This is a genomic window from Rhodanobacter sp. B2A1Ga4 (assembly GCF_018101315.1).
GTDB classification, from domain to species: domain Bacteria; phylum Pseudomonadota; class Gammaproteobacteria; order Xanthomonadales; family Rhodanobacteraceae; genus Rhodanobacter; species Rhodanobacter thiooxydans_A.
In genome coordinates, this window is sequence record NZ_JADBJR010000001.1 from 1,805,802 (window position 1) to 1,830,547 (window position 24,746).

At 67.9% G+C, this 24,746-nt stretch carries 19 protein-coding genes and 2 pseudogenes; 9 read left to right on the plus strand and 12 right to left on the minus strand.

Features of this window, described 5'->3' with window-relative positions; translation table 11 throughout:
* Nucleotides 1-14: 14 nt before the first annotated feature.
* The gene (locus tag IMW82_RS08405; protein WP_211004236.1) at nt 15-914 is read right to left on the minus strand and encodes an Hsp33 family molecular chaperone HslO; all 900 of its coding nucleotides are present in this window, start codon (nt 912-914) and stop codon (nt 15-17) included.
* Nucleotides 915-1,012: 98 nt separating this feature from the next.
* Here IMW82_RS08405 and mtgA point away from each other — a divergent pair, with 98 nt between their 5' ends.
* Both mtgA and IMW82_RS08415 read left to right on the plus strand, forming a co-directional pair.
* A complete protein-coding gene (gene mtgA, locus IMW82_RS08410; RefSeq protein WP_108470460.1) occupies nt 1,013-1,753 on the plus strand; it encodes a monofunctional biosynthetic peptidoglycan transglycosylase in 741 nt (246 codons plus the stop codon).
* Nucleotides 1,754-1,851: 98 nt separating this feature from the next.
* Nucleotides 1,852-2,280, plus strand: a complete 429-nt coding sequence (locus IMW82_RS08415) for a CBS domain-containing protein (protein ID WP_211004237.1) — start codon at nt 1,852-1,854, stop codon at nt 2,278-2,280.
* Between the two features lie 40 nt (nt 2,281-2,320).
* Here IMW82_RS08415 and IMW82_RS08420 read toward each other — a convergent pair whose 3' ends face one another.
* Complete coding sequence (locus IMW82_RS08420) at nt 2,321-3,583, minus strand: MFS transporter (RefSeq protein ID WP_211004330.1); 1,263 nt, start codon at nt 3,581-3,583, stop codon at nt 2,321-2,323.
* A 116-nt stretch (nt 3,584-3,699) separates the two neighbouring features.
* On the opposite strand from IMW82_RS08420, the gene IMW82_RS08425 reads away from it, so the two are divergent.
* The gene (locus tag IMW82_RS08425; RefSeq protein ID WP_211004238.1) at nt 3,700-5,295 is read left to right on the plus strand and encodes a choline dehydrogenase; all 1,596 of its coding nucleotides are present in this window, start codon (nt 3,700-3,702) and stop codon (nt 5,293-5,295) included.
* A gap of 87 nt (nt 5,296-5,382) precedes the next feature.
* Here IMW82_RS08425 and IMW82_RS08430 read toward each other — a convergent pair whose 3' ends face one another.
* Both IMW82_RS08430 and IMW82_RS08435 read right to left on the minus strand, forming a co-directional pair.
* A complete protein-coding gene (locus tag IMW82_RS08430; RefSeq protein WP_211004239.1) occupies nt 5,383-7,269 on the minus strand; it encodes a M48 family metallopeptidase in 1,887 nt (628 codons plus the stop codon).
* 47 nt (nt 7,270-7,316) lie between these two features.
* The gene (locus IMW82_RS08435; protein WP_108470456.1) at nt 7,317-7,904 is read right to left on the minus strand and encodes a LemA family protein; all 588 of its coding nucleotides are present in this window, start codon (nt 7,902-7,904) and stop codon (nt 7,317-7,319) included.
* Nucleotides 7,905-7,959: 55 nt separating this feature from the next.
* Between IMW82_RS08435 and IMW82_RS08440 the strand changes: the two genes are divergently transcribed.
* Nucleotides 7,960-9,267 carry a serine hydrolase domain-containing protein gene (locus IMW82_RS08440; RefSeq protein WP_211004240.1) on the plus strand — a complete coding sequence of 436 codons (1,308 nt, stop codon included), beginning with the start codon at nt 7,960-7,962 and terminating at the stop codon, nt 9,265-9,267.
* 91 nt (nt 9,268-9,358) lie between these two features.
* Here IMW82_RS08440 and IMW82_RS08445 read toward each other — a convergent pair whose 3' ends face one another.
* From IMW82_RS08445 to IMW82_RS08475, 8 genes and pseudogenes are all read right to left on the minus strand, one after another.
* Nucleotides 9,359-10,384 carry an energy transducer TonB gene (locus IMW82_RS08445; RefSeq protein WP_211004241.1) on the minus strand — a complete coding sequence of 342 codons (1,026 nt, stop codon included), beginning with the start codon at nt 10,382-10,384 and terminating at the stop codon, nt 9,359-9,361.
* A 464-nt stretch (nt 10,385-10,848) separates the two neighbouring features.
* Nucleotides 10,849-10,929, minus strand: a pseudogene (locus IMW82_RS17965) (histone-like protein 2); the annotation flags it as partial.
* Nucleotides 10,930-11,037: 108 nt separating this feature from the next.
* Nucleotides 11,038-11,301, minus strand: a pseudogene (gene metJ / locus IMW82_RS17970) (met regulon transcriptional regulator MetJ); the annotation flags it as partial.
* A gap of 682 nt (nt 11,302-11,983) precedes the next feature.
* The gene (gene gcvH / locus IMW82_RS08455; protein WP_211004243.1) at nt 11,984-12,379 is read right to left on the minus strand and encodes a glycine cleavage system protein GcvH; all 396 of its coding nucleotides are present in this window, start codon (nt 12,377-12,379) and stop codon (nt 11,984-11,986) included.
* Nucleotides 12,380-12,467: 88 nt separating this feature from the next.
* Nucleotides 12,468-13,568 carry a glycine cleavage system aminomethyltransferase GcvT gene (gcvT, locus tag IMW82_RS08460; protein WP_211004244.1) on the minus strand — a complete coding sequence of 367 codons (1,101 nt, stop codon included), beginning with the start codon at nt 13,566-13,568 and terminating at the stop codon, nt 12,468-12,470.
* A gap of 87 nt (nt 13,569-13,655) precedes the next feature.
* Entirely contained in the window at nt 13,656-15,548 is a 1,893-nt protein-coding gene (gene cysC, locus IMW82_RS08465; protein WP_211004245.1) for an adenylyl-sulfate kinase, read from the minus strand.
* Nucleotides 15,548-16,465 (minus strand): sulfate adenylyltransferase subunit CysD, encoded by a 918-nt coding sequence (cysD, locus tag IMW82_RS08470; protein ID WP_211004246.1) that lies wholly within the window; start codon nt 16,463-16,465, stop codon nt 15,548-15,550. The genes cysC and cysD overlap by 1 nt, the downstream gene beginning before the upstream one ends.
* Nucleotides 16,466-16,675: 210 nt before the next feature.
* Nucleotides 16,676-18,073 (minus strand): amidase, encoded by a 1,398-nt coding sequence (locus IMW82_RS08475; protein ID WP_211004247.1) that lies wholly within the window; start codon nt 18,071-18,073, stop codon nt 16,676-16,678.
* A 169-nt stretch (nt 18,074-18,242) separates the two neighbouring features.
* Here IMW82_RS08475 and IMW82_RS08480 point away from each other — a divergent pair, with 169 nt between their 5' ends.
* The 5 genes from IMW82_RS08480 to IMW82_RS08500 all read left to right on the plus strand — a co-directional run bounded on the left by IMW82_RS08480 (nt 18,243) and on the right by IMW82_RS08500 (nt 24,743).
* Nucleotides 18,243-19,853, plus strand: coding sequence for an electron transfer flavoprotein-ubiquinone oxidoreductase (locus tag IMW82_RS08480; RefSeq protein WP_211004248.1), 1,611 nt, complete (start codon nt 18,243-18,245; stop codon nt 19,851-19,853).
* A 103-nt stretch (nt 19,854-19,956) separates the two neighbouring features.
* A complete protein-coding gene (locus tag IMW82_RS08485) occupies nt 19,957-20,235 on the plus strand; it encodes a type II toxin-antitoxin system RelE/ParE family toxin (protein ID WP_211004249.1) in 279 nt (92 codons plus the stop codon).
* The gene (locus IMW82_RS08490; RefSeq protein ID WP_114340680.1) at nt 20,235-20,528 is read left to right on the plus strand and encodes a HigA family addiction module antitoxin; all 294 of its coding nucleotides are present in this window, start codon (nt 20,235-20,237) and stop codon (nt 20,526-20,528) included. The genes IMW82_RS08485 and IMW82_RS08490 overlap by 1 nt, the downstream gene beginning before the upstream one ends.
* Before the next feature lie 124 nt (nt 20,529-20,652).
* The gene (locus IMW82_RS08495) at nt 20,653-22,632 is read left to right on the plus strand and encodes a glycosyltransferase (protein ID WP_211004250.1); all 1,980 of its coding nucleotides are present in this window, start codon (nt 20,653-20,655) and stop codon (nt 22,630-22,632) included.
* A 50-nt stretch (nt 22,633-22,682) separates the two neighbouring features.
* Nucleotides 22,683-24,743: a glycoside hydrolase family 99-like domain-containing protein gene (locus tag IMW82_RS08500; protein ID WP_211004251.1), complete on the plus strand. Its 2,061-nt coding sequence runs from the start codon at nt 22,683-22,685 to the stop codon at nt 24,741-24,743.
* Nucleotides 24,744-24,746 lie beyond the last annotated feature (3 nt).

Sequence of the window (24,746 nt, forward strand, 5' to 3'; positions counted from 1 at the left end):
CGAACCGCCTTGCGTCACTGCGCCGTATCCGGCGCGGCCGGCGCTGCACTTTCGCTGAGCAGGTGCTCGGCATCGATGCGGTCGAAGTGGTAGCGCTGCGCGCAGAACTCGCAGATCACCTCGATCTCGTCGTTGCGCGCAGCCAGCGCCGCCTCGACTTCGTCGCGACCGAGCGAACGCAGCATCGCGCTTACCCGCTCGCGGCTGCAGCTGCAGCCAAAGGCCAGCGGACGCGGCTCGAACAGGCGCACCGACTCCTCGTGGTAGAGCCGGTACAGCAGTTGCTCCGGCGCGCTGGCCAGCAGTTCCTGCGCGCCCAGGGTGGCGGTCAGGTGCACCACGCGATTCCACGCATCGTCGTCCTGCACGGCATCGCGGCCGCCCTCGCCCGACATCTTCTGCAGCATCAAGCCGACCGCATGCTCGCCGTCGGCGGCCAGCAGGATCCGCGCCGGCAACTGTTCGGACTGCACGAAATAGTCTTCCAGCGAACCAGCCAGGTCAGCGTGCTGCAGGTCGACCAGGCCCTGGTAACGCTGGCCGCGGTCCACGTTGCCGATGGTGATGGCCATGATCGCGTCGGCCAGCGCATCCAGCGCCAGCGGTTCGGGCAACGGCTCGTTCCAGCGCGCCAGTCCGCGCAGACGGCCCTGGTCGCTGCACTCGGCGAACAGCAAGCGCAGCGCACCGGCACTTTTCAGCTCGATCGACAGCGCGCCGTCCAGCTTGATGTTGCCGGTCAGCAGCGCGCTGGCGGCCAGCGCCTCGCCCAGCAAGGCGTGCAGCGCCGGCGGGTAGCTGACGCGGCCGGCCACTTCGCGCCAGGCCGGCCCCAGTCGTACCAGGGTGCCGCGCACCCCGGCGCGCTCCAGCAGGAAGCGGTGCAGCACGTCTTCGACAGGCAGGTTTTCCACGGCGGATGTTCTCGTTGAAGTCAGGCGGAACAGATGGGGACGCCGCAGCGCCGGAACAACGCCCCTTATACTGCCCGCATCTCCCTGCGCGTACCGCCATGCCCGTTCTGTCCCGCCGCCCCATGCTGGCCCGTTTGCTGCGCTCGCTGGCGATCCTGCTGCTCGCATGGCTGGCGCTGAGCTGGCTGGTGGTGCTGGTGCTGCGCTTCGTGCCGCCGTGGACGTCGGCGGTGATGATGGAGCGCCAGCTCGGCGCATGGATCCATGGCGAGAAGGATTTCCACCTGCGCCAGCACTGGGTGCCGTGGACGCAGGTGTCGAGCTGGGTGCCGCTGGCGATGGTGGCCGGCGAGGACCAGAAGTTCCCCTACCACCACGGCTTCGACCTCGACTCCATCCAGGACGCGCTCGACGCGGCCGACGACGGCAAGCGCCTGCGCGGCGCCAGCACGATCAGCCAGCAGACCGCCAAGAACCTGTTCCTGTGGAACGGCCGCAGCTTCGTGCGCAAGGGGCTGGAGGCGTACTTCACCGTGCTGATCGAGCTGACCTGGCCGAAGCGGCGCATCCTCGAGGTGTACATGAACATCGCCGAGCTGGGCAACGGCGTCTATGGCGTGGGCGCGGCCAGCGAGGCGTACTTCCACACCGTGCCGGCGCAGCTCGGTCCGGCCCAGGCCGCCCGCCTGGCCGCGGTGCTGCCCAGCCCGCGGCGCCTGCATGCGGACCGGCCCAGCGCCTACGTGCAGCGTCGCACCGAGTGGATCCAGCGGCAGATGTCCCGACTCGGCGGACCCGCCTACATCGAAGGCCACGCGCCACCGCACACGACTCGCTGACCGCCGCGCGGCGGGTTCACAACTTCACTACACGTCGTCGCAATGGCGGCGTTAGACTCGTCCCGGACGGCCCGCCCGGGCCGCTGGGAGACCCAAGCATGAGCCAGGTCAAACATCTGCTGCAGGGCAAGGGCAACGCGATCTACAGCATTGCACCGGATGCGCCGGTACTCGAGGCGATCAAGCACATGGCCGAACACCGGATCGGCGCACTGCTGGTGATGCGCGGTGAGCAACTGGTCGGCGTCATGTCCGAACGCGACTACGCGCGCAAGGTGATCCTGCAGGGCCGCTCCTCGTCGCAGACCGCCGTGTCCGACATCATGAGCAGCACCCCGCTGACCGTCGGCCCGGACACCGACGTGTTCGACTGCATGCGCCTGTGCACCGACAGCCGCATCCGCCACCTGCCGGTGGTACAGGACGGCAAGGTGGTGGGGGTGATCTCGATCGGCGATCTGGTCAAGGCGGTGATCGACGCGCAGGCCGAGCAGATCGAGCACCTGCAGCGTTACATCACGAGTTGAGATTCGGGATTCGGGATTCGGGATTCGGGAAAGCATCGACTCAAGCCGATGCATTCGCCGTCTTGTCCTCGGGCGCCTGCTCGTCCGGCGCCAGATCCGGCGACCAGCCGGCACGCCGGGACACCATGACGGCCAGCGCGGCAACGCCGGCACCGGCCAAGGCCAGGCCAGCCACGCCCCAGCCCAGCAGGCGCAGGCCGCTCACTGCGCTGGTCACCACCACGTCGCCGAACCGCCACACTGCGGTTTCCACGAAGTTCTTGCCCTTGTAGCGCGTCTCGCGCGGCACCCTCGTATACAGCGCATCCACCGCCGGCTTGGTCATGCCGTAGGCGAAGCCGCGCGTGATCACCTGCATCACCGCCAGCAGCGGCACGCTGTAGCTGAAGAACGCAAAACTCCCGCCACCGATCAGCGCCACCCCGGCCAGCAAGGCCAGATTCACCAGCGACGGGACCACCAATCCCCAGCCCGCGCCGCGACGCACCAGCAGCCATGGCGTCACGCTCAACTGCAGCAGCGCACCGAGCAGATTGGTGGCCAGGTCGAGATTGCTGTAGAACAGCGTGCGCGCGACCGTGCTGGTGAAATGCGCCTTGGCATAGTCCGCCACCAGCGCATAGGCCAGCGTGCCGATGCCATCGCCGAACAGCATCAGCAAAGCCATGTAACGCAGGAAGGGGCGCGACCAGAGCTGCCTGATGCCAGCCCACAGCGAGCCACCGATCGCAGCCTCGCCAGCGCTGCCCGACTGCCGATCGTGTTGCGCGGAAAGCCGCAGCAAAAGCGCCAGCGAGAGCGTCAGCGCGCATGCAGAAACCACCAGCAACGGCGCCACCCCGATCAGCTGCACCAGCAGCCTGGTCACCAGCGGACCAAAGACCGCGCCAGCCATGCCGCCCAATGCGATCAGCGAAAACACCCGCCGTGCCTGACCGCTGGAGAAGATGTCCGCCATGAAGCTCCAGAACAGCGACACCACGAACAGGTTGAACACGCTGGCCCAGACGAAGAACAGCACGCCCAGCTCGCGCGCGCCGATGCGATCCTGCGCCATGAACGCAGGCACGAACGCGAGCAGGCACAAAATGAAGAAGCTGTAGCTCCAGCCAAGCAATTGCCTGCGCGGGAAGCGCGCCACCAGCATGCCGAACACCGGCGCCAGCAGCAGCATCACCACGAACACCGCGCCGTAGAACAGCGGCAGCGACTGCGAACCGACCGCACCGCTCAGCTGGCCCATGACTGGCCGGATGATGTAGTACGAGGTCATCACGAAAAAGAACGCCAGCGCGGACAGCATCGGCGCGGCGGCTTGTTCCACAACGGTTTGACGGGGCAAACTCACGGGGGCATCCAGCGTGGGGCGCGGCAAGCCTAGCATGCGGCCATATCCATCCAGCGAAGCGTGGGGAAGCCTTGAACCACTACGACTACGTCATCGTCGGCGCCGGCTCGGCCGGCTGCGTGCTGGCCAACCGGCTCAGCGCCGATCCGGGCAGGCGCGTGCTGCTGCTGGAAGCCGGCCCCACGGACTGGAACCCGCTGATCCACATGCCCGCCGGCATCGCCCGCCTGGCCAACAACCGCGCGCTCAACTGGAACTACCGCACCGAGCCGGAGCCCGCGCTCGGCCAGCGCCGCCTGTGGTGGCCGCGCGGCAAGACGCTCGGCGGTTCCAGTTCGATCAATGCGATGTGCTACATCCGCGGCGTGGCAGCCGACTACGACCGCTGGGCCGAAGCCAGCGGCGACCCGCGCTGGTCATGGCACGAGGTACTGCCGTGGTTCCTGCGCAGCGAGGACAACAGCCGCGGCGCCAGCGCGCTGCACGGCACAGGCGGTCCGCTCGGCGTCGCCGACCTGCGTCACCACAACGTGCTGTCCGCCGCGCTGATCGACGCGGCCGTGAGCGCCGGCTTCGCGCGCAACGACGACTTCAACGGCGAACTACAGGCCGGCTTCGGCCTGTACCAGGTGACCCAGCGCAACGGCGCGCGATGCTCCACCGCGACCGCATTCCTGAAACCTGCGCGCCGACGCGAGAATCTGCATGTGCGCACGCATGCACTGGTCGAGCGCGTACTGATCGAGCAGCACCGCGCCATCGGCGTGCAGCTGCGCCGCGGCCGGCATGGCGTCGAGCGGATCGAGGCGGGCGAGGTGATCCTCGCCGGGGGCGCGATCAATACGCCGCAACTGCTGATGTTGTCCGGACTCGGCCCGGCCGACCACCTGCGCGGGCACGGCATCGCGGTGCTCGCCGACCTGCCCGAGGTCGGCGCCAACCTGCAGGACCACCTGGACATCTGCACGCTCGACGGCAACCCGGGCAAGCTCAGCTACGATCACCTCAACGAACTGTCCGCCGGCTGGCGCTGGCTGCGTCATCGCGACGGGCCGGGCAGCTCCAACGTGGCCGAGGCCGGTGGCTTCGTGCGCAGCCGCTTCGCCGGCGACGAACGCTGCGACCTGCAGTTCCACTTCGTGCCGGCGCTGCTCGACGACCACGGTCGCCATCGCCTGCCCGGCTACGGTTACACGCTGCATGCCTGCTACCTGCATCCGCGCAGCCGCGGCCGCTTGCGCCTGCACTCGGCCGACCCGGCGCAGCCGATCGCGATCCATGCCAATTACCTCGGCGACCCGGAGGGCCACGACCTGAAGATGATGATCGAGGCGGCGCGGCTGTCGCGCGAGATCCTCGACCAGGCGGCGTTCACACCGCACCGCGGTGCGCCGGTGTTCCCCGAGCGGCGCATCGGCACCGACGCGGAATACGCCGACTTTATCCGGCGCAAGGCGGAAACCATCTACCACCCAGTCGGCACCTGCCGCATGGGCAAGGACGATCGCGCAGTGGTTGACAGCGAGCTGCGCGTGCGCGGCGTGGACAGGCTGCGCGTGGTGGACGCTTCGGTGATGCCCAGCCTGCCCACAGGCAACACCAACGCGCCCACGATCATGATCGCCGAACGGGCGAGCGCGTTGATTCTCGGCGAAGGAACCCTGTAGGAGCGCACTTGTGCGCGATGCTTTCCGTCACGTGACGAGGAGCATCTCGCACGACCGAAGGAAGTCCCTTGTGGACAGAGTGCGCTCCTACAAAGGCACCGGGCAATGCAGGCTGGCGCAGATCACCCGCAACAACTCGGCCTCTTCCACGCTGACCTGGCCGTCGGCGTGGACCGCGCGCAGCAAGGCCTGGATCACCAGCTCCTTGGCCATCGGGCTCAGCCCGTCCAGATCGTCCAGCGCGTGCTCGAACGGCGCCTGCCAGGCCGCCGCCGGCGGCGTCCACTCGATGGCCTCGCCGGGGAACGCCTGCTGCATCGCCAACAGCCAGGCGCGCCTTGCAGCGGCCTCGTCCGAGCAGCCAGCCGCGGCAACGATGGTGCAGACCAGGATCACGCTGTCGCGCGCCGCCGGGAGTTTCTTCACGCCATCGACCGGTGCGCGGCGCGGCGAGCGCGCCTCGCTCAGGTGAATGCGCAGCAGCCGCGCCAGGCAGTACTCGTTGATGTCGACCCGACCATCCACCTTGACCAGGTCGTCGAGCGCGCGCAACAAAGTCTGCTGGCGTCCGTCAGGCAGTTGCTTGAGCGCGGGAAACGCCAGCGAGACCAGCGGCAGGCGCGCGATCGGCGCCAAGGTGGCCAAGACGGAAACCTGCATCTGCACGGCGCGCTGCACGTCGTCACCAAACGCATCGGCGACGATCCGGCGCTGCGCCGGCTGCAACTCCGCCTCCAATGACAGCGCCAGCGCCAGCATCACCGTCAGCGCGGACTCGGGCTGCTGCACGGCTTCGCCCAGGCTCGTCGGTATCGCCTGCTGCACGGCCGCGGCATGCTGGAACGCCGGAGCGACTGAGGCAACGCCGCCGGCCAGCACACCCGTCAGTATCGGTGGCAACGACATGCCCGGCACGCTCGAGGCGGCGGCCAGGGGGCCGTTCGCTGGCGCAGGTGGTGGCGACGCCGCTTCGCGCTGCATCCCCGCCGCCATGCGCGCCAGGTCAGCCTCCTTGAAGCCAGGCTCCAGCATCCGGATACGCTCGAGCAAGGGCGGGTGGGTGGCGAACAGCGCGTTGAACGTACCGGCCTCGCCGAACAGCATGTGCGCCACTTCCTGCTTGTTCGCCACCTGCAGGGTGGAGCCTTCGGCGAGGATCGCGATCTTCTTCAACGCGCCGGCGATGCCGTCGGTCTGGCGGGTGAACTGCACCGCCGAGGCATCTGCCAGCGATTCGCGCGAGCGCGCCACCGCGGCCTGGATCAGTCGCCCGAAGAAATAACCGATGTAGCCGACCGCCATCAGCGCCAGCCCGATCAGCCACACCTGGCCGCCACCCCGACGGTTGCCGCTGCCGCCGAACCAGATCACCCGGCGTCCCACGATCGCCAGCACCAGGATGCCGAACAGCAGGCCCATCAGGCGGATGTTGAGCCGCATGTCGCCGTTCAACACGTGGCTGAACTCGTGCGCGATCACGCCCTGCAGCTCGTCGCGGCTGAGCTGGTCGAGGCAGCCCCGGGTCACGCACACCGCCGCGTCGGAGGCCGAGTAGCCGGCAGCGAAGGCGTTGATGCCCGCTTCGTCGGCCATCAGATAGATGTCCGGCACCGGCACGCCCGCAGCGATGGCGACTTCCTCGATCACGTTGCGCAGCCGTCGCAGCTGCGGGTCGCGGGTATCCGGCGGTACCGGCACCGCGCCCATGCTTTCGGCCACCGCCTTGCCACCACTGGACAGGCTCATGATGCGGAACAGCGAACTGAGCCCGATCCCGGCGATGACCGCGCCGCTGCTGGCGAACAACAGCGGCAGGTTCGATGCAGCCGGTTCGCCGGCGGCCGCGTGATGGCCCATGGTCAGCCATACCACCGCGTCGATCGTCGCCACGATCGCCACCACCGCCAGCACGAACAGCAGCACCAGACGCCGGCTGCTGCCGCGCACGCGCGCCTGTTGCGCAAAGAAATCCATGGAAGCTCCCGGGTGGCGCCGCGGCATGCGCCGCGACGCGACGGCGATCAGCTGAAGGAAACCTTCGGCACGTCGCGTACGGCCGGGTCCTCGATCTTCAGCGGTTCGGCCGCGGCGAAGCCGAAGCTGTTCGCCACGAACGAGGCGGGAAAGACCTCGCGCTTGTTGTTGTAGGTCAGCACCGAGTCGTTGTACGCCTGGCGCGCGAATGCCACGCGGTTCTCCGTGGATGTCAGCTCTTCGGAGAGCTGCATCATGGTCTGGTTCGCCTTCAGGTCGGGATAGGCCTCCTGCAGCGCGAACAAATGGCCCAACGTCTGGGTCAAGGCATTCTCGCTGCTGGCCAGCTGCTGCATCGCGGCCGGATCGCCCGGGTTGGCCTTCGCACCGGCCAGCCCGCTGACCGCCGCGTTGCGCGCCTGCACCACCGCCTCGAGCGTGCCGCGTTCGTGCGCGAGATAGCCCTTGGCGGTCTCGACCAGGTTCGGAATCAGGTCGTGGCGCCGGGTGAGCTGCACGTCGATCTGCGCAAACGCGTTCTTGTAGCCGTTGCGCGAGGTGACCAGTCCGTTGTAGATCGCCACGAAGTACAAGACAATCAGGACAACAACAATCAGAAAAACGATCAGACCCATCGTCGAGCTCTCCACCCTGAGGCGCATCCCCACGCCGGAACCACGTCAGAATACCATGCAGTTTCATAAGATCTTCCTGCTGATCGCGGGCGCACTGGGGCTGACCTGCACGCCGCTCCGCGCCGCCGCGTCACCCGCTTCCCCGGCGCCCGCCACGCTGTCGGTCAGTGTCGGCAACACGCCGCAGAAACTCCCGCCACTGCGCGTCAAGCAGACGCTCGCGGACTACCAGCGTTGGCTGAACCTCCTCGCCCAGCGCGATGCGGTGGCCGGCCTGGCCACCGCCGTGGTGGTCGACGGCAAGGTGGTCTACGAGGGCACCGTCGGCTATGCCGACGCTGCCACCAGGCAGCCGATCACGCCGAACACCGTGTTCCGTCTCGCCTCGCTGTCGAAGGCGTTCGCCACCGCCATCGCCGGCCTGCTGGTCGACGACGGCAAGCTGGGCTGGGACACCAAGCTGATCGACGTGCTGCCGTACTTCAAGCTGAAGGACATGCAGGCCGCCTCGCAGGCCACCGTCGGCGACATCCTGGGCCAACGGCTGGGCCTGCCACGCAACACCTACGACAATATGCTCGAGGGCGACACTTCGTACGAAGAACTGGTGCGCAAGCTGGACGAAGTCGACATGATCTGCGGCGTGGGCCAGTGCTACGGCTACCAGAACGTCGCCTTCAGCATGATCGGCGACGTGGTGCTCGCGCGCACCGGCGACTTCTTCTATCACCAGGTCGACAAGCGCATCTTCTATCCGCTGGGCATGACCACCGCCAGCTACGGCCGCGCCGCACTGGAATCCAGCAAGAGCTGGGCGCGCCCGCATCGCGCCACCAGCCGGGGCTGGGTGCCATTCGAGCCGAGCGAGACCTATTACCGGGTCGCGCCGGCGGCCGGCGTCAACGCCAGCCTGCGCGACATGGAAAAATGGCTGATCGCGCAGATGGGCGGCCGCCAGGACGTGTTGCCCACCTCGCTGCTGGACATGCTGCACGCTCCCGGCGTCGCCACACCCAGCGAACTGCACGCCACCCCGTGGCGCCGCGCGCGACTGACCGACGCGTACTACGCACTCGGCTGGCGGGTCTACAAATACGGCGGCGAGACCCTGATCTATCACGCCGGCGCCGTGGCGGGTTATCGCACCATGATCGGCTTCTTCCCGAAGTACCGTGCCGGCGTGGTGACCCTGTGGAACTCCACCGGCCCCACGCCGAGCGGGCTGATGCCGATGGTGTTCGACGACCTGCTGGGCCTGCCGCACGTCGACTGGGCCAACCTTGACAGTGCCGCCAGACCCGCGGCGAAGCCGAAGGCAAAATCGAAAGCGCGCACGCATCGTCGCGCACCGCGTCACCGCTGAGGGCCCGCACCGGCGCCGGGCTGCAACATCCCAAAAAAAGGGCGGCGCATGCGAAACATGCGCCGCCCTTTTTGCTTTCCTCACGTCAGGGTCAGAGCTTGAACTCGATCCGCTGTTGCTTGACGCTGGAAACGGCCGTGCCGTCTTTCATCGCCGGATTGAAGCGATAACGTTCCACCGCGTCGATGGCGGCGCGATCGAAGACGTGGCGCGGCTGCGAATCAACCACCTTCACGTTGCTGGTCGTGCCGTCGGGATCGACCGTGAACGACACCACCACCCAGCCCTCCTGGCGTGCCCGCATGGCGGCCGTGGGGTAGCGTGCCGCCATACCCTTCACCAGCACTGCTGCCGTGTCCCCGCCAGCCGCAGTAGCACCGTCCGCACTTGCGGCGCCGCCATCAGCCGCCGCACTCGCCGCGGCCTGCTGGCGCGGCTGTTGCGCGGTGCGCGCCTGCTCTGTCTTCTGCTGTTCGGCCAACTGGGCCTTTTGTTGCGCAGCCAGCTGATCTGCCGCCTGCTTTTCCGCCGCGGCCTTCTGGGCGGCCAGCTGCGCGGCTTTTTGCTGATCGACGGCCTGCTGCTTGTCCTGCGTCTTGCGCTGGGCATCCAGCTTGGAACGGAGAATGGTCAGGGTGAAGTTGGCCGGGTCGGCTTTCGCCAGCAGGTCGATCTGGCGCTGCGCTTCGCCGAGGTCACGCGAGTTGATCGCCTGCTCGGCCGAAGTGGCCGCGAACGGGAACGTCTCGCGCAACGCATCGGAAGCCACCTTGTTGCCGGGATCCTTTTCCAGCACGCGCAGGTAGAACTCGAAGGCATTGTTGCCGGCCGGCGCCAGGTAGCGCTGCTCGTTCATGGCGCTGCGCGCCTCGGTCAGCAGCTGGTCGAGGCCCATCGCCGCCACGTTGGCCGGCGGCGGCGCCGCCCGCGTCGCCGCGGAAACCGGCGTGGACGGATGACCGCCCGAGTCGGCCATGATCAAGTCCTGGTGCGGCTTGATGATCAGGAACCACGCACCCACGGCGAGCAGGGCGAAGATGGCGATGATGGCAATGATCAGGGGCCGAACGGCCCCGCGCGCATGCCGGCGCGTATCAAGTATGTATCGGGTATCCATGGTCTCTCACTGAGTGTCGACAGATACCCGCGCTTTTTCCCCCTGTCCATCCAGGAGCGGCGAATCCCCTGATTTGCCGCGGCGCGGATGTGCAGAAGGTAACTCCAATGGCGCAGCACGGCAAATGACCCGTAGACCCGTGACGCCTGGCGGACATCCGTCGACGCAGGCCGTCGCTGCAATCGCCGGAAAGCGGCGCGGTCGAGGCGGGCAGCGGAGTGGCATGCAGCCACCGTGGAAGGAATTTGCCAGCCCCGGAAACGAAGCGTCCCGGCCAGGCCGGGACGAAGGCTTCTCGAAGTGCTCTCCCCGCGCTGGGCACCGCGGGGAGAGAAGTCGATTGCTTGTCTTATTGTAGGGTGTCGCGTGTCGCCTTACTTCTTCGCTTTGGTCTTCGCGGTCTTGGTGGCCTTCACCACCTTGGCCGGTGCAGCTTTCTTGGCGGCGGCCTTCTTCGGCGCAGCCTTCTTCGCAACCTTCTTTACAGCAGCTTTCTTGGCGGCTGCCGGCTTCTTGGCAGCTTTCTTGGCGGCCGGCTTCTTGGCGGCAGCCTTCTTGGCGGCCGGCTTCTTGGCAACCGGCTTCTTGGCGGCGGCCTTCTTCACGGCGGGTTTCTTGGCGGCGGCCTTCTTGGCGGCCGGTTTCTTTGCAGCGGATTTCTTGGCAGTGGCCATGGTTCGTCTCAGCTCCTCATCAGTTGGCAGTGGTTGCCCAGTAAAAGCGTGCAGGAACGCCTCGACCAACAAGTCGCTGTTGGTAGCGTGCCGAAGATTGTTCACTTGACGGTGGGTGCGCAAATCAGAAAGCCGCCGCAGCACATGCAGCGGAATCGAGACAGTGATCTTGCGTACTGCATTGGCCTTTTCACCGTGCTCGACATACGGCTTGATGAATTTCGTTGTCGCCATAAAACGCATTCCCCGTGATCTGTTGCGAAAGCTATCCCCGAAGATTTCTGCTGTCAATTGATTTCAATCATCAAATCAACCCGCCTCACCCCCTCCCAAACCGGCCCGCAGCCTGCCTCGACAAGGCTTTCGGGGCAATGGTCATATTTATCAAATGGACGTCCAGACATCCAAAGACTTTTTACAAAAAAATGTAATGAACGCCCATAGCCCTTGGTACACAACGGTTTCAAGGCGTGAGCCAAACAAAGACGCGTAAAATGGTCAACGCATGGCATCACTCGCGCGCGACACATTCCTGGCCACCGGGCGACTCCCGGCAGATGAACAGAACACGACTGAAACCCGTCAAACCGGTATCCCGGCACAGGCAAAAAATATCCGGCACCCTGCCCCAGGCGCACCCCGGGAACGACGCGAACGGGATGTGCGGCACTCCGGCGCTGCTCGCTGATGGCGACGCCGCGAGGTCGATTCGCGGGCGATGGCATCGTCGATGACATGCATGCGCGGCGCGACCATCGGGATGATTTCATCGGAGGAGAGGAGCTCGCCTGCGGACCCACGGTTTCATCAATGGCACGCACAGAGAATGAAGCGGTCGCATGCATGACGTCATGACACGTCCACCCCGGAAACAGTGCCGGCCGCACTGGGCGGCCGGCAGGGTCGAGCATGCTCGCGGGTGACTTCAGTGGTCTTCGTTCTCGACCAGCTCTTCGTAGTCGTTCGCGTCGAGCAGTTCGTCGAGCTCGGCGCGGTCGCTGGGCCGCACCAGGAAGATCCAGCCTTCGCCGAAGGCATCCTCGTTGATGGTCTCGGGCTTGTCGTTGAGCAGCTCGTTGACCGCGACGACCTCGCCGGAAACCGGCGAGTAGATGTCGGAGGCCGCCTTCACCGATTCCACCACGGCGGCACCGGCGCCCGCCTTCACGGCGGAGCCGACTTCCGGCAGTTCCACGTAGACCAGGTCGCCGAGCTGCCCCTGCGCATGGTCGGAAATGCCCACCCGGACCAGGCCGTCGTCTTCGGCGCGGGCCCACTCGTGGGACTTGAGAAATTTCAGATCGCCGGGAATCTCGCTCATGATCGGGGTCCAGTCGTTGGGTTGGGTTACAGGCGGTGATTCTAGCCACATCCGCCGGGGGGAAGAATGTACCGCGGCGCGATGCCGCTCAGATCCCTTCGCAAGGCTTGCCGTCGCGTACGAACGGGTATTTCACCAGGCGCACCGGCACCTCGCGACCGCGGATGTCGACGCGCACGTCGCCCGGCTCGCCGACCGGAATGCGCGCGAACGCCACCGCCTTGTTGAGGGTCGGCGCAAAACTGCCGGAGAGGATCTCGCCCTCGCCGTTCGCGGTCAGCACCTTCTGGCCGTGGCGCAGCACGCCTTTGTCGTCCAGCACCAGGCCGACCATCACGCGCGGCACGCCGGCTGCCTTCTGCTGCTCCAGCGCGGCGCGGCCAATGAAATCGCGGCCCTCGTCCAGCGCGATGGTCCAGCCGAGGTTGGCCTCCCACGGCGTGGCGCTCTCGTCCATGTCCTGGCCGTACAGGTTCATGCCCGCTTCCAGGCGCAGCGTGTCGCGCGCGCCGAGGCCGGCCGGCACCACGCCCGCGGCGGCCAGCGCCTCCCACAGCGCGATGGCGTGTTCGGCCGGCACGATGATCTCGAAGCCGTCCTCGCCGGTGTAGCCGGTGCGCGCCACGAACAGCGGCATGCCGTGCGGACCCTGCGCGGCGGCGGCGCTGAACTTGCCGAGCTTCTCGATGCGCGGACGGTCGACCTCGTGCAGCAGGCCAAGCACCTTCGCGCGCGCATGCGGACCCTGCACCGCGATCATCGCGAACTCGGGGCGCTCCTTCACCTGCACGTCGAACGCCTGCGCCTGGCGTTCGATCCAGGCCAGGTCCTTGGCGCGGGTGCCGGCGTTGACGACCAGCCGGAAGAACTCCTCGCCGAGGTAGTACACGATCAGGTCGTCGATCACCCCGCCGCGCTCGTCCAGCATGCACGAGTACAGCGCCTTGCCGTGCACCTTCAGCTTGTCGATGTTGTTGGCCAGCAGATGGCGCAGGAATTCCCGGGTGCGCGCGCCGTGCAGGTCGACCACGGTCATGTGCGAGACGTCGAACATGCCGGCGTCGCGACGCACCGCATGGTGCTCTTCGATCTGCGAACCGTAGTTGATCGGCATGTCCCAGCCGCCGAAGTCGACCATGCGCGCGCCGAGCGCACGGTGGGTGGCGTTGAGTACGGTCTTCTCGGTCATCGCGACGGTGCCTTGCGGGGAAAGTCCCGCATTATCGCCGCCGGCAGCGGGCAATCCAAGCGGTGCGCGGCCGTTGGCCGCGGTGCGTCAGTCGTCCGCGCCGCCATCCAGCGTGGCCAGCACCCGCGCCACGACCTGTTCGGCCAGCTGCTCGGCGCGCTGCCCGCCGCTCAGCAGGTGGATGTCCGGCGCCTCGGGCCGCTCGTACGGCGCGTCGATACCGGTGAAATTGCGGATCGCGCCGGCACGCGCCTTGCGGTACAGGCCCTTCGGGTCGCGCCGTTCGCACTCCGCCAGCGGCGCGTCCACGAACACTTCCATGAATTCCGACGCAGCGAACAGCTCGCGCGCGGAGCGCCGTTCGCTGCGGTACGGCGAGATCGCGCTGACCAGCACGATCAGCCCGGCGTCCACCATCAGGTGCGCCACCTCGGCGATGCGGCGGATGTTCTCCACGCGATCCTGCGGGGTGAAACCCAGGTCCCGGTTGATGCCGTGGCGCACGTTGTCGCCGTCGAGCAGGTAGGTGTGGCAGCCCAGCGCATGCAGGCGGCGCTCGACCAGGTTGGCGACGGTGGACTTGCCGGCGCCGGACAGGCCGGTGAACCACAGGCACAACGGCTGCTGACCCTTGCTGGAAGCGCGCACGCCCTTGTCGATGTCGACGTGCTGCCAGTGTACGTTGGCCGAGCGGCCCAGCGCGAAGTCCAGCATGCCGCAGGCCACCGTGGCGTTGCTCTGGCGGTCGATCAGGATGAAGCCGCCCAACGTGCGGTTGTCCGCGTACGCCTCGAACGCGACCTCGTCGTCCAGGCCCAGCGTGCAGTAGCCCACCTCGTTGAGCACCAGCTGCCGTGCGGCGAGCTTGGCCTGGCTGTTGACGTCCACCTTGTGCTTGATCGACATCACCCGCGCGTTGACGGTCCGCGTGCCGAGCTTCAGCCAGTAGGCGCGGTTCGGCAGCAGCGCATTGTCGCCCAGCCACAGCAGGTGGCAGGCGAACTGGTCGGCCACCGGCGCCGGGCGCTGCGCGTCGGCAATCACGTCGCCGCGGCTCGCGTCGATTTCGCGGTCCAGGCACAGCGTCACCGCCTGGCCGTCGCCGGCGCTGTCCAGCTCGCCGTCGGCGGTGATGATGCGCTCGATGCGTGCGTGCTGCACGCCGGGCTGCACGATCACCTCATCGCCCTTCGCCACGCGACCGCCGCAGATCGTGCCGGCGTAGCCGCGGAACGACTGGTCGGGCCGGTTCACCCACTGCACCGGCATGCGGAAATCGCCGGCACGCAGCGGGGTGACGTCGGCCGACTCCAGCAGTTCGAGCAGGCTGGCGCCGGTGTACCAGGGCATCCGCGACGAACGCGAGCCCACGTTGTCGCCCGTCGGCGCAACCACCGGCAGGCACTGCACCTCGACGATACCGAGGCTGCGGGCCAGTTCGCGGTATTCCGCGGCGATCGCCTCGAAGCGCGCCTGGTCGCAATCGACCAGGTCCATCTTGTTCACTGCCAGCAGCACCCGGCGGATGCCCAGCAACGCACATATATATGTATGCCGGCGGGTCTGCGGCAGCAGCCCCTTGCGCGCGTCCACCAGCACCACCGCCAGCTCGGCATTGGAGGCGCCGGTGGCCATGTTGCGGGTGTACTGCTCGTGGCCCGGGCAGTCGGCCACGATGAAGCTGCGTCGCGCGGTGTGGAAGTAGCGGTAGGCGACGTCGATGGTGATGCCCTGCTCGCGCTCCGCGTCCAGTCCGTCGGTGAGCAGGGCGAAGTCCAGCGTGTCGCCCGCGTCGGCATGCAGCTGGCGGCTGTCGCGCGCCAGCGCAGCGAGCTGATCGTCCGGCACCGTGCCGGCGTCGTACAGCAGGCGGCCGAGCAGGGTGCTCTTGCCGTCGTCCACGCTGCCGCAGGTGATGAAGCGCAGCAGACTCTTGTCGGCGTCGGCAGCCGTGATGGCGGAAGCAGTCGAGGCGGCCATCAGAAGTAACCCTCCTGCTTCTTGCGTTCCATCGAGGCGTCGGGGTCGTGGTCGATCACCCGGCCCTGCCGCTCGGAGCTGCGCGAGTCGGCCATCTCCTGGATGATCTTGTCCAGCGTGTCGGCGGACGATTCCACCGCGCCGGTGAGCGGGTAGCAGCCCAGCGTGCGGAAGCGCACCTCGCGCATTTCCACCGCCTCGCCCTCGCGCAAAGTGAAGCGCTCGTCGTCGACCATGATCAGCGCGCCGTCGCGCGCCACCACCGGGCGCGGTTTGGCGAAGTACAGCGGCACCACCGGGATGCTCTCGCGGCGGATGTACAGCCACACATCCATCTCGGTCCAGTTGGACAGCGGGAACACCCGCACGCTCTCGCCCTTGCGGATCTGCGTGTTGTAGGTATGCCAGAACTCCGGGCGCTGGCGCTTCGGGTCCCAGCGATGCTGCGCGTTGCGGAACGAGAACACGCGCTCCTTCGCGCGCGACTTCTCCTCGTCGCGGCGGGCGCCGCCGATCGCCGCGTCGAAACCGTACTGGTCCAGCGCCTGCTTCAGCGCCTGGGTCTTCATCACGTCGGTGTGCACGGTCGCGCCGTGGGTCAGCGGCGAGATGCCCTGGCGCACGCCTTCCTGGTTGATGTGCACCAGCACCTGCACGTCGCCGGCTGCGGCCACCTGATCGCGGAACGCGATCATCTCGCGGAACTTCCAGGTGGTGTCCACGTGCAGCAGCGGCAGCGGCGGCTTCGCCGGATGGAACGCCTTGCGCAGCAGGTGCAGCAGCACCGAGGAATCCTTGCCGATCGAATACAGCATCACCGGGTGGCGGAAGCTGGCCGCCACCTCGCGGAAGATGTGGATGCTTTCCGCCTCGAGATCGTCGAGGTGCGAGCGCGTCGACGCGTTGTCTTTGCTCATGCGTGGAACCCAGGCCGGTCTTGCGCGGCGCGCCATCGCGCGCCGGTCATCCGGGCATGTTACGCGATCGCCGGCGGGGTTCCGAAATAACCTTGCCCGGCGCGCGCAGCCACGCGGGGCATATGCGCAGCGGATTTCCCCTCCCCCTGCATGCAAAAAGCACCCCACCCCAACCCTCCCCTGCGCGCAGGGGAGGGTGCGCGATGCACCTCAGGCGATTACCGGATACGTCGGCTCGACATCCAGCGTGGCCGCACACACCGAGGCCAGCTCCAGCAGGCGCAGGTCCGAGCCGCGCGCGCCGACCAACTGCAGGCCCACCGGCATGCCGTTCGGCAGCGTGCCCATCGGCAGGCTCACCGCGGGGCAACCGGCCAGGCTGGCGAAGCTGGTGAGATCACCCTGCGAATCGGGCACCGGGCCGTCCAGCGGGAACGCGCCCTGCGGCGTGGTCGGCAGCACCAGCACGTCGACCTGGGCGAACAGCCGGCGCATCTTCAGCGTGGCCGCGTCGAGCACGCGGTCGGCCATCGCGTAGTCGGCCGCGCTCTTGCCGGCCGCGTAGCCGAGCAGGCGGCGGAAATGTTCCGACACCGGGTGTTCGGTGTTGGCCAGGTCCGCGGCGAAGGTGCCGAGCATCTCCGCCTCCATCAACAGCAGGCCGGCGCGGCGGGTGCGCGCGAAATCCCAGTCGGCGAAGTCGACCGTGCGGCGATCGCCCAGCGCATGCGGCAATTTCGCCATGGCGGCCTCGAACAGCTCGATCACTTCCGGCTGCACGCCGACCGCGGCCAGGTCCGGCAGCAGGCCCGCGCGCAGGTTGCCCGGCTCCCAGTCCGGCAGTGCGAACGCGACGCGCCGGCGGCGCGAACGGGCATCGTCGGCGTCGTAGCCAGCCAGCACCTGCAGCAAGACGGTGAGGTCATCGGCGCTGCGCGCCAGCAGGCCGACTGCGTCGAGCCGGCGCGCCGCCGGCACCAGGCCGCGCGCGGAGATCTCGCCGTGGGTCGGCTTCAGCGCATACACGCCGCAATAGCTGGCCGGGATACGGATCGAACCCAGGCTGTCCGAACCCACCGCCGCCACCGCCAGGCCTGCCGCCACGGCCGCCGCCGCACCGCCGGAGGAGCCACCGGCTGTATAGCCGTGCCGGTGCGGGTTGTGGGTGGCGCCGAAGTGCGGGTTGTCGGTGACCGCGCCCAGCGCGCCCTCGTCCATGTTGGTCTTGCCCAGCAGCACCGCGCCGGACGCGCGCAGCCGCGCCACCACGTGCGCATCCTCCTGCACCGGCTTGTCGCGACCGGGCAGGCCGACCCGCGTGGGCCAGCCGGCGATGTCGAAGTTGTCCTTCAGGGCCAGCGGAATACCGTCCAGCCGCCCGATCACGCCCTCGCGGCGGCGGCGGTCGGCCAGCTGCGACTGGTCCTGCACCAGGCCCGAACGCTGGTCGACATAAGCATGGAGTTGCGGATCGATCCGCTCGATCGCCTGCTGGTAGACGTCGGCCAGCGCCTGCGGCTGCACGCGGCCCACCGCCAGCCAATGCAGCAACTGGCACAGCGAGGCGCGGCGCAGGTCGAGATCGGCGATCGGCGGCATCGAATTCATGAACGCTCCCTTGGTTTGGCCCGATTATCGCCGCGTCCGGTGAAGCTATTGCAAGTGGTGGCGCAGCACGCGTTGCCGCACGACGCCCGAAAACGGACAATGGCGGCCTGACCCATACCCGCGCGCACGGCAACCGCCGGCGCCACCACCCAGCCTCAGGGAGTCCGCCATGAGCGAACGCGAAACCATGGAATACGACGTCGTCGTGGTCGGTGCCGGTCCGGCTGGCCTGTCGTTCGCGATTCGCCTGAAGCAGCTGAAGCCGGACACGAGCGTGTGCGTGATCGAGAAATCATCGACCATCGGCGCGCAGATCCTGTCCGGCGCGGTGATCGAGCCGCAGCCGCTGGACGCGCTGCTGCCGAACTGGCGCAACAACCCGCCGCCGATCTGCGTGCCCGCCGGCGAGGACGAGTTCTGGCTGCTGTCGAAAACCGGCGGGCACAAGATGATGGTGCCGCCGGGCATGAAGAACCACGGCAACTTCATCGTCTCGCTGGGCGCGATGTGCGCGTGGCTGGCGCCGCAGGCCGAAGCACTGGGCGTGGACGTGTTCCCCGGATTCGCCGCCGCCGACAACATCTACGACGAGAACGGCGCGGTCGCCGGCGTGCGCATCGGCGACATGGGCGTGGCCAAGGACGGCACGCACAAGGCCGGCTACACCCAGGGCATCGACATCAAGGCGAAGGTCACCGTGCTGGCCGAGGGCGCGCGCGGCAGCCTGACCAAGCAGCTGATCAAGCGCTACGCGTTGGACAAGCACAGCGACCCGCAGGGCTACTCCATCGGCATCAAGGAACTGTGGCAGCTGCCGCCCGGCCGCGTCACCCCGGGCAAGATCGTGCACAGCTTCGGCTGGCCCGCCGACACGCACACCTACGGCGGCAGCTTCATGTACCACCTGGACAACGACCGCATCGCGCTCGGCTACGTCAGCGGGCTCGACTACAGCGACCCGGCATACCAGCCATGGGAAGCGTTCCAGCAGTGGAAGAACCACCCGATGAACCTGCCGCTGCTGGAAGGCGGCAGCATCCTTTCCGCCGGCGCGCGCGTGATCGTCACCGGTGGTTACCAGTCGCTGCCGAAGTGCGAGATGCCCGGCGCGCTGCTGATCGGCGACACCGCCGGCCTGCTCAACGTGCCGAAGGTGAAAGGCACCCATCAGGCGATCAAGAGCGGCATGCTCGCCGCCGAGCACCTGCTGGCGAACGCGCTGAACCCGATCGGCTTCGACGCGAAACTGCGCGGCTCGGACGTGATGGTCGAGCTGAAGAAGGTGCGCAACATCAAGCCCGCGTTCAAGAAGGGCCTGTGGTTCGGCATGCTCAACGCCGCCTGGGAAACCGTCACCGGCGGGCTGTCACCGTGGACGCTGAAGAACAAGGCCGACTGGTCCAGCCTGCACAAGCTGGGCGAATACGAGGAGCCGAAACGCGACTACGTGCAGCGCACGCTGCCCCCGCGCGACCGCCTGGCCGGCGTCTACTTCGCCGCCACCGAGTACGACGAAGACCAGCCCGTACACCTCAAGGTGGCCGACACCGACATCTGCGCCACCAAGTGCGTCGAGGAATACGACAACCCCTGCACCCGCTTCTGCCCGGCCGCAGTCTACGAGATGGTCGAAGACGCCAGCATGCCGCACGGCAAGCGCCTGCAGGTCAACGCCGCCAACTGCGTGCACTGCAAGACCTGCGACATCAAGGATCCGTACGAGATCATCACCTGGGTCACGCCCGAGGGCGGGTCGGGGCCGAATTACCAGAACCTCTGAAATGGCGTACAGACGCGGCAATCGCCATCTGGACGACGGCATCACCGCCCAAATCACGTATTGGGCGCTTGTTGCGTGATGCGCAACATGCTAGCATCGACACATGATCAAGTCGTTTCGGCACAAGAGCTTGCGCAAGCTCTTCGAAACCGGAAGCACGGCCGGTATCCAGGCCAGCCACGCCAAGAGGCTGCGAATGCAACTGGCCGCCCTGGATACCGCACAGTCCATTGACGACATGGATTTGCCAGGCTTCGCGCTGCATCCGCTCAAAGGCGGGATGCAGGGCCGCTGGGCCGTCTCGGTCAATGGCAACTGGCGACTGACGTTCGAGTTCCAGGACGGCAACGCCTACGTCCTGGACTACGAGGACTACCACTGATGCCCATGTACAACCCTCCCCACCCCGGCGAGTTCATCACGAACATCTACCTTGAGCCCAACGGCATCAGTGGCCGTGAGCTGGCGGCCAAGCTCGACGTGGCCGCCTCCACCCTCAGTCGCATCCTGAACGGCACGAGCCGCGTCACCCCGGAGATGGCACTGCGTCTTTCCAAGGCGATCGGCCGCACCCCCGAGAGCTGGTTGCTGCTGCAGGACAACCATGATCTCTGGGTTGCGCGCCAGCACGTGGATCTGAAACGCGTGGCCAAGCTTCGCTTGGCAACAGCCTGACTTCGGTACCGAGGGCAGTCCGCTGATCGGCAATCTGCACTGGCGACTCAAGCGCCTGGGCTACCTGTGGCAGCGCACGCGCGGCAGCCTTGCGCTGCGCGGCTGGCGCGGCACGCTGGCGCGCATGCGGCAGGAGTTCCAGTCACGTCCCGAACTCGATGAGGCACTGGCGCTGCTGCCGCTGGACGAACCGTTCGCGCCCTTCGCGCTGCCGGTCAGCGAGCAGCCGCGGGTGTCGGTGATCATCCCGGTTCACGGCAAGCTCGCCTATACCCTCGCCTGCCTGCGCTCGCTGGCGCGGCACGGCGCGCAGGCGCCGTTCGAGGTAATCGTGGTGGACGACGCGTCGCCGGACGCCAGCGCCGCCACGCTGGCGCAGGTGGGCGGTCTGCGCCTGCTGTGCAACACCGCCAATCTCGGCTTCATCGGCAGCTGCAACGCCGGTGCCGAGGCGGCACGTGGCGAATTCCTGCTGTTCCTCAACAACGACACCCAGGTCACCTCCGGCTGGCTGGACGCGCTGCTACGCTGCTTCGCCGAGCGTGCCGACTGCGGCATCGCCGGCAGCCGGCTGGTCTATCCGGACGGACGACTGCAGGAAGCCGGCGGCCTGGTGTTCGCCGACGGCAGCTGCTGGACCGCCGGCCGCTTCGAGCCGCGCGACGTGCCGCTGTTCCGCTGCCGCCGCGAGGTCGACTACGTCTCCGGTGCCTCGTTGCTGATTCGCCGCGAACTGTTCCGACGCGTCGGCGGCTTCGACGCGCGCTATGCGCCAGCCTATTACGAGGACGCCGACCTGGCGTTCGCGGTGCGCCGGCTCGGCCTGCGCGTGTACTACGAGCCGGCCAGCACGGCGATCCACTGCGAGGGCATCAGCGCCGGCACCGACCTCGACCGCGGCATGAAGCGCCACCAGCGGCCCAACCAGGCGAAGTTCACCGACAAATGGACGGCCGAACTCGCCGCCCAGCCACCCGCCGGCACGCCGCTCGAGCGCGCGATCCGCTGGCGCCGGCGCGGCCGCGTGCTGGTGGTGGACGCGATGACGCCGGAGCCTTCGCGCGACTCCGGCTCGCTGCGCCTGTGCGCGATCCTGGGCCTGCTCGACGAGCAGGGCTGGAGCACCGCCTTCCTGCCCGACGACGGCCGCGCCAGCCCGGCGGAGATCGACGCGCTCGGCGCCCTGGGCTGCGAAGTGCTGTGCAAGCCGTGGGTGGCCGACCTGCCACGCTGGCTGCGCGAGCACGGCGGCGAACTGCACGCGGTGATCCTGTGCCGGCACACCGTCGCCGGCCAGTATGCCGCGCTGGTACGCCGGCATGCGCCGCAGGCAAAGCTGCTGTTCGACACGGTGGACCTGCACTTCCTGCGCGAACGGCGCGCCGCCGAACTCGGCGGCAGCGCCATCATGGCGCGCCAGGCCGAAGCCGCGCGCCGCAGCGAGCTGGCCCTGATCGAACAGGCCGACGTCAGCTTCGTGGTCAGCCCGCACGAGCGGACCTTGCTGGCGCGGCTGCTGCCGCAGGCGCGGGTGGAATTGCTGTCCAACATCCATCAGGTGCACGGCTGCCGGCAGCCTCACGCGGGGCGGCGCGATCTGGTCTTCATCGGCGGCTACGGTCACCCACCAAACAGCGACGCGGTCCGCTGGATCGCCGGCGAGATCCTGCCACAGCTGCGCGAGGCGCTACCCGACATCCATGTGCACGTACTCGGCGACATGCCGGACGCAGCGCGGCACGAGCTGGCCACGCCGGGCCTCGAATTCCACGGCCGCGTGGCCGAACTGGCACCGTGGCTGGACCGCTGCCTCGCCACGCTGGCGCCGCTGCGTTTCGGCGCCGGCGTGAAGGGCAAGATCAACATGTCGATGAGCCACGGCGTGCCGGTGATCGCCACCACCCTCGCGGTAGAAGGCATGCAGCTCGCCGACGGCGTGAACGTGCTGGTGGCCGACGATGCGCCCGCCATCGTCGAGGCGGTGCGGCGGCTGCAGCACGACGAAACGCTCTGGCAGCAGCTCTCCACGCGCGGCCTTAACAACGTGCAGCAGCATTTCTCCGCCGCCGCCGCAGCCGCCGCGCTGCATCGCGTGCTGGATTGACCATGCGCGCGCCAGCGCCGATGCTTCCGCATCACCACCGATAGATCACCATGCCCGCCCGCGACTTCGCCAAACGCTGTCTGTTCACCGTGCTGCGCACCGGCTTCCGGCTGACCCCGATGCCGGGCGCCACGCGCGACCGGCTGCGCCAGCGTTTCCTGGACACGCACGCGGACCTGCTGCCGCGGGGACCGCGCGGCCATCTGGCCGAAGCGTCGCAAGCCGAACACCGGCCGCGCAGCCAGGCCGCCGGACGCGCGATCGGTTTCGTCCCCAGACGCAGCGGCACGTTGCCGACGCCGCTGCCCGCCACCGTGGTGGCGTTCTACCTGCCGCAGTTCCACCCAATTCCAGAGAACGACGCGTGGTGGGGCGAGGGCTTCACCGAATGGCACAACGTGACGCGCGCGCTGCCGCAGTTCGAAGGGCACGCGCAGCCGCGCCTGCCCGGCGAGCTGGGTTTCTACGACCTGCGCCTGGCGGACACGATGCGCCGGCAGATGCAGCTGGCGCGCGAGTACGGCGTCGGTGCGTTCTGCAGCTACTTCTACTGGTTTGCCGGCAAGACCCTGCTGGAAACGCCGCTGCAGCAATGGCTGGCCGACCCCACGCTGGACCTGCCACTGTGCCTGTGCTGGGGCAACGAAAACTGGTCGCGGCGCTGGGACGGCCGCGCCGACGACATCCTGATCGGCCAGCGGCACAGCGACGGCGACGACCTCGCCTTCATCGAGCATGTCGCGCGCTATCTCGCCGACCCGCGCTACCTGCGCGTCGACGGCAAGCCGCTGCTGCTGGTCTACCGCCCTGGCCTGCTGCCGGACCCGAAGGCGACCGCGCAACGCTGGCGCGAGTGGTGCCGCGCCAACGGCATCGGCGAGATCCATCTGGCCTACGTGCAGAGTTTCGACCGGGTCGACCCGCGCACGATCGGCTTCGACGCCGCGGTGGAATTCCCGCCGAACAACACCACGCCCGCGCCGATCACGGCGCGGCAGCACCTGCTCAACCCGGACTACCGCGGCGACGTGCACGACTGGCGCGAGTTGGCGCGGCAGTCGATGGCGCAGCCCGAACCCGCCTATCCGCGCTACCCCGGCGTCAATCCGGGCTGGGACAACGAGCCGCGGCGCAGCGGCAGCGGCCGCGTGTTCGCGCATGCCTCGCCGCGCGGCTACCGCGACTGGCTGCGCCATGCCGTCGGTGCCGCGCAGCGGCGCTTTCCGGCGCAGCCGCTGGTGTTCGTCAACGCCTGGAACGAATGGGCCGAAGGCGCCGTGCTGGAACCGGACAGCCGGCTCGGCCATGCCTGGCTGCAGGCCACCCGTGCCGCGCTGCAGCCCGCGCCGGCCGCCGATACGCGCCCCTGCGCGGTGATCCACGTCTGGTATCCCGAACTGCTGGATGAACTGGTGGCAGCGTTGCGTGCCAGCGGCATCGACTGGCGCATCATCATTACCACCGCCCACGAGCGCGAACAGGCCGTGCGCGAACGCGTGGCGCAGCTCAACCTCGACGCCAGGATCGAGGTATTCGAGAACCGCGGCCGCGACATCCTGCCGTTCCTGCACGTGGCCAACCGCCTGCTCGACGAAGGCGTCACCACCGTACTCAAGCTGCACGGCAAGCGCTCAACCCATCGCCAGGATGGCGAAACCTGGCGCCGCGAACTGCTCGACAAGCTGCTCGCACCCGAACGCGCCGGCCGTATCGCGGCAGCCTTCCGCGACGACGCCACGCTGGGCCTGGTGCACGCCGAAGGTCACCTGCAGCCGCAGGCCAACTATTGGGGTGCCAACCAGGGCAATGTCGACTACCTCATCCGCCGCCTTGGCATCACAACGCCATCGACGGAAAACAATCGTTTCATCGCCGGCAGCATGTTCTGGCTGCGCCCGGCAGCATTGCGCCCGTTGCTGGACATCCACCTGGACGTGGCGGAATTCGAGGCCGAAGCGGGCCAGCTCGACGGCACCCTGGCCCACGCCGTCGAACGCGTGTTCAGCCTGGCCGCCAGCGCCGGAGGTTTCAGTACGGCCAGCGTGGCCGGCCTGCTCGGCCTCGCCGAAGCGGCACCCGCGCCGTACCCGTACGCGAGGCGCAGCGGCTGATCG